This window comes from Candidatus Aegiribacteria sp., assembly GCA_021108005.1.
Classification (GTDB): domain Bacteria; phylum Fermentibacterota; class Fermentibacteria; order Fermentibacterales; family JCC-6; genus Aegiribacteria.
This window is the reverse complement of sequence record JAIORS010000175.1, coordinates 34460-49175: the sequence shown is the minus strand read 5'-3', so window position 1 is coordinate 49175 and position 14716 is coordinate 34460. Positions and strand designations below refer to the sequence as shown.

The 14716-nt window shown below is 45.8% G+C and carries 15 protein-coding genes; 3 read left to right on the top strand and 12 right to left on the bottom strand.

Features of this window, described 5'->3' with window-relative positions; translation table 11 throughout:
- The 3 genes from K8S15_11305 to K8S15_11295 form a co-directional block, all read right to left on the bottom strand.
- On the bottom strand, positions 1 to 538 hold a 538-nt coding region (locus K8S15_11305; protein MCD4776620.1), incomplete at its 3' end, for a response regulator.
- A complete protein-coding gene (locus K8S15_11300) occupies positions 505 to 942 on the bottom strand; it encodes a response regulator (GenBank protein MCD4776619.1) in 438 nt (145 codons plus the stop codon). The genes K8S15_11300 and K8S15_11305, both read right to left, overlap by 34 nt.
- Before the next feature lie 3 nt (positions 943 to 945).
- Positions 946 to 2982: a PAS domain S-box protein gene (locus K8S15_11295; protein MCD4776618.1), complete on the bottom strand. Its 2037-nt coding sequence runs from the start codon at positions 2980 to 2982 to the stop codon at positions 946 to 948.
- A 256-nt stretch (positions 2983 to 3238) separates the two neighbouring features.
- On the opposite strand from K8S15_11295, the gene K8S15_11290 reads away from it, so the two are divergent.
- Complete coding sequence (locus K8S15_11290; protein ID MCD4776617.1) at positions 3239 to 4123, top strand: hypothetical protein; 885 nt, start codon at positions 3239 to 3241, stop codon at positions 4121 to 4123.
- A gap of 66 nt (positions 4124 to 4189) precedes the next feature.
- Here K8S15_11290 and htpG read toward each other — a convergent pair whose 3' ends face one another.
- From htpG to K8S15_11260, 6 genes are all read right to left on the bottom strand, one after another.
- Positions 4190 to 6052, bottom strand: a complete 1863-nt coding sequence (gene htpG / locus K8S15_11285) for a molecular chaperone HtpG (GenBank protein MCD4776616.1) — start codon at positions 6050 to 6052, stop codon at positions 4190 to 4192.
- Positions 6053 to 6090: 38 nt separating this feature from the next.
- A complete protein-coding gene (locus K8S15_11280; protein ID MCD4776615.1) occupies positions 6091 to 7014 on the bottom strand; it encodes a sulfatase-like hydrolase/transferase in 924 nt (307 codons plus the stop codon).
- Positions 7015 to 7129: 115 nt separating this feature from the next.
- Entirely contained in the window at positions 7130 to 7756 is a 627-nt protein-coding gene (locus tag K8S15_11275) for a PqiC family protein (GenBank protein MCD4776614.1), read from the bottom strand.
- Positions 7753 to 8613, bottom strand: coding sequence for an MlaD family protein (locus tag K8S15_11270; protein ID MCD4776613.1), 861 nt, complete (start codon positions 8611 to 8613; stop codon positions 7753 to 7755). The genes K8S15_11275 and K8S15_11270 overlap by 4 nt, the downstream gene beginning before the upstream one ends.
- Positions 8610 to 9383 carry an ATP-binding cassette domain-containing protein gene (locus K8S15_11265; GenBank protein ID MCD4776612.1) on the bottom strand — a complete coding sequence of 258 codons (774 nt, stop codon included), beginning with the start codon at positions 9381 to 9383 and terminating at the stop codon, positions 8610 to 8612. Before K8S15_11265 ends, K8S15_11270 begins: the two co-directional genes overlap by 4 nt.
- Positions 9380 to 10513: an ABC transporter permease gene (locus tag K8S15_11260; GenBank protein ID MCD4776611.1), complete on the bottom strand. Its 1134-nt coding sequence runs from the start codon at positions 10511 to 10513 to the stop codon at positions 9380 to 9382. Before K8S15_11260 ends, K8S15_11265 begins: the two co-directional genes overlap by 4 nt.
- Positions 10514 to 10652: 139 nt before the next feature.
- Here K8S15_11260 and K8S15_11255 point away from each other — a divergent pair, with 139 nt between their 5' ends.
- Positions 10653 to 10790: a hypothetical protein gene (locus K8S15_11255; GenBank protein MCD4776610.1), complete on the top strand. Its 138-nt coding sequence runs from the start codon at positions 10653 to 10655 to the stop codon at positions 10788 to 10790.
- Positions 10791 to 10915: 125 nt separating this feature from the next.
- Positions 10916 to 11569 carry an energy transducer TonB gene (locus K8S15_11250; GenBank protein ID MCD4776609.1) on the top strand — a complete coding sequence of 218 codons (654 nt, stop codon included), beginning with the start codon at positions 10916 to 10918 and terminating at the stop codon, positions 11567 to 11569.
- A gap of 5 nt (positions 11570 to 11574) precedes the next feature.
- Here the strand turns inward: K8S15_11250 and K8S15_11245 are convergent, their stop codons facing one another.
- From K8S15_11245 to K8S15_11235, 3 genes are read right to left on the bottom strand one after another with little or no spacing between them, the layout of a single operon-like run.
- A complete protein-coding gene (locus K8S15_11245) occupies positions 11575 to 12330 on the bottom strand; it encodes an ABC transporter ATP-binding protein (GenBank protein ID MCD4776608.1) in 756 nt (251 codons plus the stop codon).
- Between the two features lies 1 nt (position 12331).
- The gene (locus tag K8S15_11240; protein ID MCD4776607.1) at positions 12332 to 13153 is read right to left on the bottom strand and encodes an ABC transporter permease; all 822 of its coding nucleotides are present in this window, start codon (positions 13151 to 13153) and stop codon (positions 12332 to 12334) included.
- Positions 13154 to 13209: 56 nt separating this feature from the next.
- A complete protein-coding gene (locus K8S15_11235) occupies positions 13210 to 14382 on the bottom strand; it encodes an ABC transporter substrate-binding protein (protein ID MCD4776606.1) in 1173 nt (390 codons plus the stop codon).
- Positions 14383 to 14716: the final 334 nt, after the last annotated feature.

Sequence of the window (14716 nt, the reverse complement as noted above, 5' to 3'; positions counted from 1 at the left end):
GTACTTTAAGATCCGTATCCAGCAGGATTATCATATCGGGGGAACCGTCGAGAAGGGCCTGTTTCTGGGCCTCGCTCTTCCGTAGCTTCATCTCGGTGTGTTTTTTTTCCTTGCGTAATTCAGCTTCATCCAGCGCTCTTTTCACAGCAGAGCCAAGCCTGACAAGATTGTCTTTCAGAACGTAGTCGACAGCGCCGAGTTTTATACACTCAACTGCCTTTTCCTCACCGATGGTTCCGGAGAAGAGTATCAGCGGTATGTCAGGTGAGACATCCTGATGAATAAGAAGAGCATCTATACAGCTGAAACCCGGCAGGCTGTAATCGGCAAGGATAAGATCGGGATCGGTTTTTAAAGCCTCTCTGAAAGAGTTCTCTGTATCAACAATGCTGTGCTCAATATCAAACCCTTCCCGTTCAAGATGTTTGATAGCCAGTTCGGCATCGTCTCTTTTATCCTCCAGAATCAGCAGTCTTAACGTTTTCTCATCAATGATGCTACCCCCTATTTTACCGGAGATTCGTTCAGCAGAAGCCAGTACATACCAAGCTGAATTATGGCCTGAGTGAACTTCTCGAAATCAACGGGTTTCCTGATATAGCTGTTCACGCCGAGACGATAGCTTTCAGTAAGATCCTTCTCCTCATTTGATGAGGTAAGAACAACTACGGGAATCAGTTTCGTTACAGGGTCGCTTTTTATCCGGCTGAGTACTTCCAGACCATCTACTTTAGGCAGTTTCAGGTCCAGAAGAATCAGATCGGGAGTACATGGTTCAGAGATACTATCATCTTCCGGAAACAGGAGGCTGAGAGCTTCCTCTCCATCCCTCGCGACTATAATATCGTTGGTAAGTTTGTGTTTTTCGAAAGCCTTCAGAGTAAGTTCCACATCGTCCGGGTTGTCCTCAACCAGAAGTATCAGCACTTCTCTCCGGTTCATATTCTACTTCCCTCCCAGGGTAAAAAATACTGTTGTTCCCAAATCGGAACCTGATTCAACCCATGTTCGACCGCCATGCCTGTCGATTATCCTTTTAACGCTGGCCAGACCGATTCCCGAACCTTCGTACTCTTCAGACCGGTGCAACCTTTGAAATGGAGCGAAAATCCTGTCAGCGTATTTCATATCGAAACCGATACCGTTATCTTTCAGGAAGAATACCGTTTGATTATCCATAATTCTGTGACCTAATTCTATTATAGTAGAATCAGTGTTTCTGGAAAACTTCAACGCGTTCGATATCAGATTAACAAGAACTATCAGCATAAGATTTCTATCGGCGCTAACCATCGGACAATCATGAAAGGTGAAATCCACCTTTCGGTCTTTCCATTCATCTCTCAGCAGTTCAATAGCTTCTTCCGCAATGGTCGTCATCACGACTGTTTCTGTTGAAAGCGGTTTGCGCCGCAAACGGGAAAGAGTCTGCATATCATCAATCAGAGCGCCCATATTCTGGGCTCCGGCCCGCACCCTCTCCAGGTAATGAGTTCCCTTTTCATCGAAATCCTGAATGTGCTCTTCGAGAAGAAGCTTTGAAAAACCGTCAATTGATCTAAGCGGAGCTCTGAGATCGTGTGAAATTGAATATGAAAAAGCTTCCAGTTCCTTTTTGCTGGCATGAAGATCAGCTGTTCTTTCCTCTACACGAATCTCAAGTTCATCGTGCGCTTTCCTCAGTTCTTCCTCTGCCTGTTTTCTCCCTGTGACATCCTGGAACGTTTCAATTGCTCCGGTAATATTCCCCTGCGAATCGCGAAGCACCGCCGCGCTGAAATGCAGCCATTTGCCATTCTCGCCCAGATCATGAAAAAAGCTCTCGGCGTCATACGCGCCGTCAATAAGGACTGATTTCCGGCAGCTGTTACCGTAATACTTTAAAATTTCAAGTTCAGTCGAGTCTTCAATCATTATGTCCGCCAGAATTGGCCTCTCTTCCGAATAAAAGGCGGACCACTGCTTGCCGGTTCCAATCATTTCATTTGCAGGAATACCAGTCAGGCTTTCGCAGGCTCTGTTCCAATGGGTTACGGTATGATCTTTGTCTATGACGATTATCGGCGTGGAACATCCATTTACCATCTGAGCAAGCCTTTTCTGGTTCTCCCGTAGTTCACTCGTTCGTTCTTTGACTGTTTCCTCAAGCTGATCTCGCTCACGTTCGACTACCCCTTCGATCTTCCTTCTTAAGAACTCACCGGCGGCTCCGTACAGGCTAAAAGCTCCCGCGACAAGCAGAAAAAGAGAACCGACTAAACGGGCCATGTTTCTGAACTCATCCGGCCAGTTGTTCCATAGAAATCTCTCGCCCAGTAGAATAAGAGTCAGCATTACCGCCAGAATGAGAATATTCAGAAACACATAGTACACTCTCGGATCGGTTCGTGTATCCCGTAGCCCGAAGAATTTCCTTATCGTTTTTGAATACAGAAGCCCCCTTGCAAGAGAAAGAATAAGGAATCCATTCACGATCTCCTTGAAAACAATTGAATTTACTACGGTGAAAGGCATTTCAATATTTTCCGGTGGTGAATTGAAAGTGAAGACCAACCTGAACACCGTATACAGTAATAGTGTATTAAACACGCGAAAGATAACCTCGCCCAGATATACGTTCCGCCCTTTGCGTGAAAACCATCCAAGCCAGACAATCCACAGAGTAAATGGAGGAACTGAAACAAGCGGCCCGTAACCGCTCCCGGGAAGCCATAATATCCACATCGTCTGGCAACCGCCGCAAAGCGCGGAAAGAAGACCGTACTTCCAGCCCCAGGCAAGTGTTATCAGCATCGGAAAAACGAGACCGAATAGAAAACTCATGCGATATGAGCTGTAGAAGATAAAATCAACCGGGAAAAAGTTAAGAGCGAATCCCAGAAGCCCAAAGGTAATTGAAACCATGATTTTATAGGAAGTGCTTTTAACGAGATACGGTTTTTCCAATACGAATTCCATACCGATGTTGTCCTGCGTCTTCATGATTTTTCCACAACCTGTCTGAGAGTGGACTAATTCACTACATAAAATCACAATTTAATCTAATTGTCAATAGTGCTGCTCATGTCAATATAATGCTGAACCGGTTGCTATCGAAATAGTTTTCTGGAAAATCCGGACAGTACTGAGCTGTGCTGAAAATTAGGTTTTACACTATTATAGATACATACAGAATAAAAGTATCAATAATTATTGATGAAATTTGGAGCATTTATCAAATATTGAAAGGGAGCATATAATGAAAGGTTTCAGCACCTTTATTTCAATTTCGCTAATGGTTTTAATGCCGGTAGAAGTTTTCGCATCTGCAAACTGTTCAACGCTCGGGAATGAAGCCACTGAAACGGATGGCGGTACACTGATTGCTCAAATAGCCGGACCCTCAGGCTGGTCGAACCTGTGGGGAGTTGCTTACCATGATAATCATGACATGCTTTACGTTGCCGGTTGTCCCAATAATGAGGTAGCTTACGGGGCTTATTCGGGAGGCGATATGGTAACATGGACGGTATTTGACAATGCCGAAGCTGTTTGCGGCTTAGGATGCTATCAGGATGATCTGCTTTTCGCTCTGACCCAGAGCGACCCCATGAATCCAGGACCATTTTACCTCTATACCTGGAATCTTGATGCTTCCGGAATACCTATGCTTCCTCCGAGTGTATATGAACTTGGCGCTCCATTTACAGGATCAATGGGCGGATGCGAATGGGATGGAGATTACCTTTGGATAGTAGATCAGAATTTTGTGGTTGACGATAACCCCATAGTTTACAAATACGATGTGAGCACGCATTCAGTAATGAGTAATTGGTATTACAGCGAAATGGGTGCGGTGGGCATCGCGTGTGTCTGGGATTCGAGTGATCTGAGAATCTGGATAAGTGATTGGTATGGCGGCAGAAAAATTATGGAGCATACCGAACTTGGAGGAATAACCGGGCTAAATTACACTATTACTTCAAAACCTACCGATATTGCCTATAAGTACGGAGTGAACTTCGATGGCCCTGGTTTCTTTATCGGCAACCAAGACGCCAATAGGCTGGATTTCTATGATCACACACTGGTAAGACTCGATAGAAACTCATGGTGTTACATCAAATCTGTATTCTCCGAATAGATACCACCCAGCCTGAGTAGAATGGGGACGGAGGTAATTAGTATTTCCAATCACCTCCGTCCCTGTTTAGTTTAGAAGGCTGGTTACCCTTTTGCCGAAATCAGCGGGATTATCAGGCCTGGCGCCGGCCATTACCGTGCCAAGGTCAAAGAGGATCTGTACGTAATCCTTCAGTTTGTCACCTGATCTATCCTTCTCGTAGAGATTCTGAAGCGTCTCAATTACGGTGTGAACAGGATTCAATTCCAGTATTTTCTTCGCATCCGGCAGTTCCTGGTTCATGGATCTCATCATCTGCCTCAGCATTTCCCCGGGGTCGTTCCTGTCGCTGACCAGAATGCAGGGGCTCTCCTTGAGCCTTGGCGAGAACCTGACATCTTCTACTCTGTCGCCCAGCTGATCCTTTATGTACTCAAGAAGGCCTGCAAAGGTCTCTTCAGCGTTTTTCTTCTCAGCTTTTTCAGCATCGCTGAGATCTTCTTCGTCCACTTCCTTCAGAAGAGATACCAGCTTCTTTCCCCTGTATTCGCCAAGGTTCTGAAGCATGAATTCATCAACGGGACTATCGAAAAGAAGTACTTCAGTGTCCGATTTACCAACGGATTCAAGGTAAGGTGATGACGCGAGTTCCTTCCTGTCGGTTCCCGTGATGTAGTAGAGGCGATCGGTATCCTCAGGAAGTTCCTCAACCAGTTTCTTAAGGCTCTTCCGTTCATCTCCGCTTCGGGAAGTCCATACGAGCAGCAGATCCGCCAGCTCTTCCCTGTTCTGAACATCTGAATAAATACCTTCTTTTATAAGATCTCCAAAATTGGTGAAGAACTTGCGGTACTTATCGATATCGTTCTCAAGCGTATCCTTTAGCCATCCCAGGACTTTTCCTGTCAGAGCTTTCCTTATTGTTCTGATGGTCCTGTTCTCCTGAAGTGTCTCTCTTGAAATATTCAGGGGAAGATCGCTCGATTCCACCACACCCTTTAAGAACCGAAGATATCTGGGGAGGAGTTCTTCAGCTTCCTCCTCTATCATGACCTTCTTTATGAAGAGCTTTATGCCGGTCTTATAATCGGGCATGAGCATTTCCATTGTCCGCATGGACGGTATGAAAAGAAGCGAATAAAACTCGGTGGTGCCTTCCGCATGGAATACAAGCCTTGAGATAGGGTCCTGCGGATCGAAACTCAGGTGTCTGTAAAACTCGTTGTACTCCTTATCGGAAACATCGTCCTCGGACCTGGTCCATATTGGTTTCTGTGTATTTACAGGCTCCTTCTCCCAATCGCTTCCATCGTCAGATTTCAGATAAACGGGATATGAGATGAAATCGGAGTATTTCCTGACGAGTTCTCTGAGCTTGAAACTTTCAAGGTACTCATCCATATCATCCTTGAGATAAAGAATCACGCTTGTCCCGTTGGGGATGTCATCTTCCTCCATGAGTGTGAATGTATCATGGCCTGTTGAAGTCCATTTCTGGCCCGGTTCGTCGCTTCCGGTTCTTCTTGATCGAACCTCAACCTTATCGGCAACCATGAATGTGGAATAGAAACCAACTCCGAACTGACCGATTAATTCAGGGGTTTTCTCTGCGTCCGATTTGCTCAATTCCTCCAAAAATCCTCTGGTTCCAGAGCTGGCTATAGTACCAAGTTCCTTCGCCATTTCGTCACCGGTCATGCCTATGCCGTTATCGCGAACGGTCAATGTGCGGTTTTCCTTATCCGGAAGTATATCGATTCTCGGTTCCCGTTCCGAACCCAGATCGGGAGATGTAAGCATTTCAAAACGGAGTTTATCAAGCGCGTCTGATGAATTTGAAATGAGTTCCCTGAGAAAAATGTCGGGATGTGAGTAAAGGCTGTTTATTACGATATCAAGAACTTTTCTGGTCTCTGCTTTGAATTTAAGTTTTCGCGAATGGCTGGACATTCTCCTTCTCCTTCTTTATTCAGTACTGTTAGTAAATTTTAGCGGATTTTGCCTTCCAAAAACGGAACCTGAAATACTTTCTCGTGAAAGACAGGCCCGTGTCCAAAATAACCATTCTCACCAAAAAGTTCCCCGTGGTCGGATGTCACTGTGATGTATGTATTCATCGGTACAATATCGAAAAGTTTTTCAAAGACGGTGTCAAGGTATCGTACCGTTTCAACCTGCCGCGCGCGGAGGCGGTCAAGCTGTTCCTGGTCGAAGAATTTCGGTGATTCATCGTCAGTCACAAGTTTGCCACCAACCAGATGATCGTCCAGATGCTTGAAAACACCGTGCACTCCGCTTATTTTTGGCCACTTGTTCTTTGGCTCGGAGGGAAGCGCGTAAGGGTAATGTGTCTCTCCCACATTCAGTAAATAGAATGAAGGTCTATTCGGACTGAAGGTCATTTCATCGAGCATCGCCGACATATCATTATGTTCTGGCATGAGCTTCCATGAATCAAATCCATTGTTGATCGGGGTATGGCTGTTAAGCACAGGCAGAGATACCATAGCCTTCGTTATGTATCCAAGGGAGCTGCGCAAATAGTCCGGAAGATAAAGCCGCGGAACGAGGCTTTTAAACCCAATCCCTTTCGCGCCAAGCCTGTCGTTGAATTTTACAAAATCCTTCTTGTAGTATTCCGACGCGAAGACATTCTTTGGACTTGTATGCGGCATGAGTCCCATAAGCAGGTTGTAATGGGACGGAGCTGTCCATGAAGCGTATGAATAGCGCTGCTCCGTTTCACCCAGTTTCATAATAACCTTTGGTTGCGCTTCCATAAAAGTATCGTATCTGCAGCTGTCGAGAATTACAATTATGTAATTCAGTAGATCATCCGTTGCGGGTTGAGGAGTCGAAACGGCTTTACAATCCAGGCCTCTGTTCTTCTTCTTCCTGCCGAAGAGTCCCATTGTTCCTCCGTGAATCTGCTAATTCGGATTTTCATAGTCCTGTAATAGTAGATCAATTATAGTCAGCGATATATGCAATTAGCAGCATCGTACGGGCATAATTCATTCACCCGGTTTAGCGAATTGGAAGCATCGCAGACCAGATGTCTCCAATTACTTCTTCGCTCCATATCTTGACAAGGATATCCATGGCCCCGGCAAGCTGGGAATAACTCGGTTCGGAGAGTTCCCAGTGGAAACGGTAGTTCTCCTGAAAAACAAGATCAAAACTATCTCCATCAAGCACGGTAACGTCAACATCAAGCACAGCTTCCCAACCATCAGGCGCTACCCTTCCGCCGAATTCTCTTACGTAACCTTCAACTATTAGGTCTTCAGGAAGCATTGTGGATTTGCGGAGCACAGCGCCCCAGGCACCGATAGAAATCATATCCCTGAGTAGAATATCGGGAAGAAGTTCTACTGGCCGGCTGCCCCAGATATCGGAAGCGGTTTTGTTGATAGTGCCATCTTCATTCAGAACGATCATCTGTACTCCCTGGACGGACTGGGATGAAGAAAAATCCTTTATCTGAACGATATAACTGGTTGAAACCATCCATGGGTCCGGCCTGTCCGGATCAACTGTCCACACCGTCGCTGTTGATTGCGGGTCGCCTCCTATAGGCACGTTGACTGTAATGCACGCTGAAGGGATAAGAATCGCTGTCAATACAAGAATTATTACTGGCCTTAGCATCACTGCCAGACCCCCTCTCCTGAAGTCCGAATGAGTAGCTCCGAAGGATCTCTGCCCAGTGTCTCCAGAAGGGTTGACAGGTTGTTCATCACTTCCGAGCTGTTAATGAGTACCTCATCGATTTTAATCACAAAACGATCCATATGTTCCGAAAGAGCCTGTGTTTTTCTAATAAGCGAATCTACGCTTACAGCCAGGTCCGGCGCCATTGCATCGATATTAAGAACCAGCCGGTTAAGATTCTGCCCAAGTCTGGTATATGTAACAAGAAGTGAATCAAGGTTTTCCGAGTTGCTAAGGATGGAATTCTCTATCCTTTCGATCTTGTCGCTTGCCAGAATGGCATTGGTGTTCTCGAGCAGAAGTGTGAACTGATCGCTGATATTCTTGAAATCAATTTCATGAATAATCTGGGTGATTCTTGTCAGTGTTGTAGTTATGCTCTGCATTGCCCCTTCCCCCACAGGGATGATCTGGTATTCAATTTCGAAACTGTAATGAACCGGATAATGAATGCTTGTGTCCGCGCTAAGGTTAATCACTCTCAAACCGGTTATTCCGGTTAGCTGCATAACTGCCACAATTGATGAATCAACGGAAAAGTCCGACCGGATCTTCATTATGACTTCTACGAGTCTTCCATCGGGAGCTATATCGATGCTTGCGACGCGACCAATGGAGACACCGTTGTACATTACATTGCTGCCCTCGCTCAAACCCTGGACGGACCATGGATAGTAGGAAACGTAAGTAATGGTGCTTTTCTCTCTTAATCCACCGCTGAGCCAGAATATCAGAAAAATAGTGAAAACAATTCCAATGGAGAAGAATAATCCCAGTTTGAATTTACTCCCGGTCATTGACATTTTCTATCACTCCTCTTTTTAGCAGCCATGTTCCTTCCAAAGAACATTCTGACTCTTTCATCTGTAGAGCTGTCTCTGAGTTCAGCCGCAGTTCCCGTGGCAATTATGCCATGTACTTCAGGATCCAGCATTACTACTCTGTCTGAGATAGCAAATATACTGGCCAGCTCATGAGTAACAATAACAACTGTTGCGCCAAGAGTACTATTGATTGTGATTATCAATTCATCAAGGCTTCCGGAGGTGACCGGGTCCAGGCCGGCCGAAGGCTCATCGAAGAAAAGCACTTCCGGATCAAGAGCCATGGCTCGGGCAAGGCCGGCCCGTTTCTGCATTCCACCTGAAACCTCCAAAGGGTACGAATTGGCAAAATCAGCAAGGCCAACCGTATCCAGTTTGCTATACGCGACAATTCTAATATCACGATCGGACAAATCAGTATACTCCTTAAGCGGGAGTATCACATTCTCAAGAAGTGTCAGGTTGCCCAGTAGCGCTCCGGACTGGAATGTAACACCCCATCTTCTTCTCGCTCTCTGAAGCGCTTTCGGACTTGACCAGATGTCTTCTCCCCTGAAAAGAACTCTTCCCTTCCATGGCTTTACCAGCCCAAGAAGGTAATGCATGAGTGTGCTTTTTCCGCATCCGCTTTTACCAACGATTGCAAGTACTTCACTTTTGATAACCTGAAGATTGATATCATTCAGGACAAGTTGATCATCCCATCCTCCCTGAAGGTTTTCAACTCTCAATACAGGTTTCATACGGTCAATCCGGGTCTTATATGTACAAACAACAGCGAAAGCAGCGCATCAGCGATTATTACCAGGAAAATACTGAGAACAACGGCTGATGTAGTCGCTTTTCCAACAGCTGATGCTCCACCCCTGACCCTCATGCCCATGAAACTGCCAACATTCGCGATTACTATTGCATATATGACGCTTTTCAGCATTCCCCAGAGGATATCAAGCGGTATCAGTGCCTTGCCCAGTTCCGATACGAATGTGCTCGCCGGAAGGTCGAGAAACAGCAAACCGGCAAGCATCCCTCCGAAAATACCTGATAGGTTCGCAATGAGTACAAGAAAAGGCATTACACACAGAAGAGCGATCATCTTGGGTGTAACAAGGTAGCTGAATACATCGAAACCCATTACTCTCAGGGCATCAACTTCTTCCCTGACCTGCATTGTTCCGATCTCCGCGGCGTAAGCTGAGCCCGACCGTCCGGCAACAAGAACGGCTGCGAGCATAGGTCCGATCTCCCAGGTTATACTGTATCCTATCATCGCCGGCATGAATGTCTCAGCGCCAAACTCCCTCATCTGATATCCGGCCTGATATCCAAGGACAACACCCAAAAGCCATGTGAGAGTTACTATGATGGGAATTGCCTTTACCCCGGACTCTTCCATGTAATAAAGCACCATCGGCCAGCGAATCTTCAATGGGCGTAAAACCAGTCCTATAAAAGCATATATCGTTTCTCCAACAAAATGTCCCAGCATGTACAAAGTCTTTCCAAGCTCATAAACGTTTTCACCGATATTCTCGAAATATTCATGAAAGGACTTTTTTCTTTTACGAGGTTCCGATAGTGATCCAAATTCAGCAAGTGTTTCAAACAAGTTCTCAATAACACTTGATGCCCCGATCCTGTTGACTTTTACACCAGCACGGGAAAGTTCCATGCAGAATTCGTAAAGTACAACAGCTGGAACGGTATCAAGCCCCGGACTGTCCGAAAAATCAAGGACAAATTTACCAGCGTCGAATATCGAATGCTTGTGTTCACTGATAAAAGCACGGATAGAATCGACTTCATCATCCTCAAGCACTCCGTGAACACTGAAGGTGAAACCGCTAAAAGTCAGTTTCTCTGAATTTGCCAACTGATTCCCTTCTGTGATGCTGAGATCCCGCCAATTCGTAACCAATAATGTAATTCAATATAAATACTTCCGCTACAATCACAGGTTGCCTTTAAATGTTTTTGGCTATATTTTATTTAATGAATAATTTGGAGGTATTATGGGTACATTGGTATTTTTGATTCTCAGGCTTGTTTTCGGATACAATTGCGAAGGTGACGGCCAAACCCTCGCAACTCTTATTTCTCTTGATACGATTGCACTTGTGCTTTTCCTGAAACTTAAAAACAAAACCTGACTGCATCCGTGCAACCGGAATCCGCATAACATCTGAACCATCGTATTCTGCAGCATAACTACTTCGCGCGCATTTTTGGAATAGAGAACCTCCCTGCGCTGTATAACGGTTGAAGGAGGTTTAAAATGATAAGGAAGAACACAGCAGAAGCAGGTGCAATTGACTATGGAGTATTATGGGGATTCGTATTTCTGATTCTGGTATTCGAGGTTGTTCCCGGATCATCGATAGGAAGGCTTGCGTCAAGAACGGTAACCGATGAAATGCAGGGTTTCGACCCGGGTGAGCTTTACGAGATCCCTCCCGAAATGCCGGAGGAAGACCAAATCGATGTGCAAAACATCATTGACAACGAAATCCCGGATGTAGTAGAGCCAATTCTTATTATCAGTACAACTGAGGATACTGAGGGTCTGGGTAGCGCTTTTACAGTCAGTACCAACAATCTCGCACCTGACGATAATCCGGATAACATAATTCCTGATCCGGGAACTTTCGTCCCGCACAGCGTTCATCCGGTGTGCACTTTCAGGCCTGTTCCGGAGTATCCGGACATGGCCAGACAGGCAGGTGTTGAAGGCAGAGTGATACTGCAGGTTTTCATATCCCCCCAGGGCATTCCGGTAGAAGCGATTATTGCCGAAAGTTCCGGCCTTGGAAGCATGGACAGCGCGGCAATGGCTTCGGTAATGGAAAGCAGCTGGTCACCGGCCAGAAGAGATGATGGAGTACCCGTGGGAGTATGGACTTCGGTTGTCTACAATTTCGTGCTTAATTAGTTTTCTTACTGATCTGAAACAAGTAATTCGAAGGTTTTTCGAAGAGAGACCAGGTACTCTGTAAAAGAATCGGACAGACGTGACCTGGGTTCCCGCAGATCAATGGTTTCCCTTCGCACAATTCTTCCGGGCCGGTGTCCGAGGACTATTACTTCTCCTGCCAGGTAAACCGCTTCTTCAATATTGTGTGTGACGAAAAGCACTGTGGTTGACGTTTTTTTCAAGAGGGACTTCAGATTTTCCTGTAATTGCTGGCTGGTTCTTGTATCGAGGGAACTGAACGGTTCGTCCATAAGAAGGATATCAGGCTCCATAATAAGTGAACGAGCAAGAGCAGCCCGCTGCTGCATCCCCCCTGACAACTGATGGGGATAGGAGAAACTGAAAGACGAAAGTTCTACCATTTCAAGAATCGTTTCAACTTTCTCCCGACGGATATCCTTATCGATCTTCTTCGCCCTGAGTGGAAACTCAATATTAGCATAAACGCTCATCCACGGGAAAAGCGCTCCCTGCTGAAAGACGTAGCCAATAACAGGTTTCATTCCCTCAGAGTGTAATGGTAGTTCAACCTCGCCGGTGTCAGGTTTTTCCAGGCCGGCAATCGTTCGCAACAGTGTTGTTTTACCGCATCCGGTGGGACCGAGAAAACAGAGAAATTCACCTTTCTCTGATTCAAAACTTACCGGACCCAGTGCATGTACGTCCCCTGAGGATTCTCTGTAGGTTTTCGACAGGCTGGTTACCCTCAACACAGTCATATCATCTCTCCCTGCTTCTGAGAACCAGGGATTTTTCCCCCAGGAATTCAAGACCTTTTGAGAATAATGCTCCTACGAACGCCACAATAACTATACTGGCAAGCATGATATCGTATCGTGACAGTTGGTAGGAGTATCTTATCATATATCCTATCCCGGAATTAGTGCCGGGCAGCATCTCAGCAGCGATAATAACCATCCAGCATCTTCCGATACCCAGCTTCAGCCCGTGAAAGATATCCGGAAGAGCGGATGGTATGATGACACTCCTGAAAGTAAAGAACCTGCCCGCACCCAGGATAGAAGCTGCTTCCAAATGCATCTTCCGAACGCTGCGCACCCCCTGAATGGTTCCAAGTATTATAGGGAATACTCCCCCCCATAAAAGGATGAAAATCATACCGAGCTGCATTTCGTTAAGAAGGTGTTTCTGATATCTGAGGTGTTCAAGACCCAGCAGTTGCGCAAATGTTGTTGCCTTGAAGATGATGATCGAGAGGGGGAGAAGAGCAATCGCGGACAGCGGTCTCGCCATTTCTACCATCAGTGACAGATATTTTCTCACCCGTCTGGATGCACCCATAAGCAGTCCTGCGGGAATGCCAATGAGTGCTGCAAGAGAAAAACCAAGCGCGACCCTCACGAAGCTCACAAAAGCGCTCCATGCCAGTGATCCTGAGGAAATCTGGTCCTGAAAGGGATGAAGTAGCACCGATGCAACTTCTCCGGGTGAGGGCAGGAGGGTATCCCTCCCGCCCCATGTAGCAACAAACCACCAGATAATAAGCAAGCACGGGATTAAAAACCCCGGCAGGTATTTCATGATACTGCGCAAAAAAAGGCCTGCGCCGTTACCCGTCTCTCCGGTTGGAATCGGAGCTACCTCAGATTCTCAGGCATGAGAGAAAAATCGTAAAGGAATGCGGCATTGGCATCATCATCTTTCTCGGCAAGTGGCCCGGTGAAGGCTCCGAGATTCCTCATGTTGTCAAGAATCAGAACCATGTTGTCCAGCCAGTCCTCCGATGCTTCCATATCGTAACCGCTGGTAGCCATTGATATTTCTTCTACCTGAACAGGATTTCCAATCCACTCCGCGGCTACCACAGCCGCATCTTCGGGATTTCTGTTGATATAATCAGTTGCCGCGCTAAAAAGACGTAAAACCGCGGCTATATCTAAAGGTCTTTCAGAAATAACTGTCTCTGTTGCGGCAATAGCACAGCATGGGTGATTCCTGAAGTCTCCCGGGGGAAGATCTGATAACTCAGCCACACATTTACCTATTCCGTTATACTCCGCAAGAGCACACGCTGGATTGTTGGAAACGTATCCATCAATGGTTCCATTCTGCAATGCTGGATTAAGGTTGGGTTCCCCCTGAGCATTGAAAAGAAGAATATCCGAACCTGGTTCGGGGTTACCCTGCAAACTCCAGGCTATTCCCTCTTCCGTAATTGCTGACTCGAATATCAACAACGCTACCGCTTTGGGGCTTTTGAATCCTATAACAAGAGGCTCTTCGCTTGTTTTTACCCAGTTTTTAAAACTTGCCCAGTCAGTCACTTCAGTATTGTCATCAGCTACCACAAGCATATCGCCCCTGCTGTGAAGTGGACTGATAATTACGACTTCGCTTCCCTGATCCGCACTCGCCGCAAATGGTATAACTCCTCCGAAACCTATATCGAAAAGCCCCGCAACCATATTGTTCGGCACGTTTATAGCGCCCTGTGATTGAACGAATTCAATTTCGAGAATTTTCTTACCATCTTCTACCAGTGCATAATAACTCTCTCCTAGATGAACGAGATATATGCCGAAAAGCTCCTTCATTTCATCGCCTCTTAGCGCTGATATGAATACCGCTGAGTGATGATCGTGGTTACAATGTCCAACCTTAAGAAGAGGTACTTCTACCGTTATATCAACTTCTTCCTGTTGTACGGCTTCTTCTTGCTGGTTCTGTTCTGTTTGCTCACCGCAACCTGTACTTATCGCTGTTATTAAAAGAACAATAATTATTACAGCAGACCGAAATAGTCTTTTCACTGTTTTCTCCTTTGGGTGGGGTTTACACTACATCCTGCAGTCACTCGATTGCTCTTCACATGAGGATCTCCTTTCCTTTATCAGCTTTTTCAGATTTACATAACCTGTACAAACATTCTATTATGGTCAATATGATGCATTTTCATAAAGTATGCATAAGTCAATGATATTTTGTTTACGCATACGTTCTTTCCTGCGTTAACCTCCTGACCGACTCTATTCTTATCAACTCATTCGCTGCTATCTGAAATAGTACTGATATTTAAGTAACATTCACTGTTATAGCTATCAACCCTTGTTTAATTTCCTGGTTGTCATGCGATTTCGTAAATTC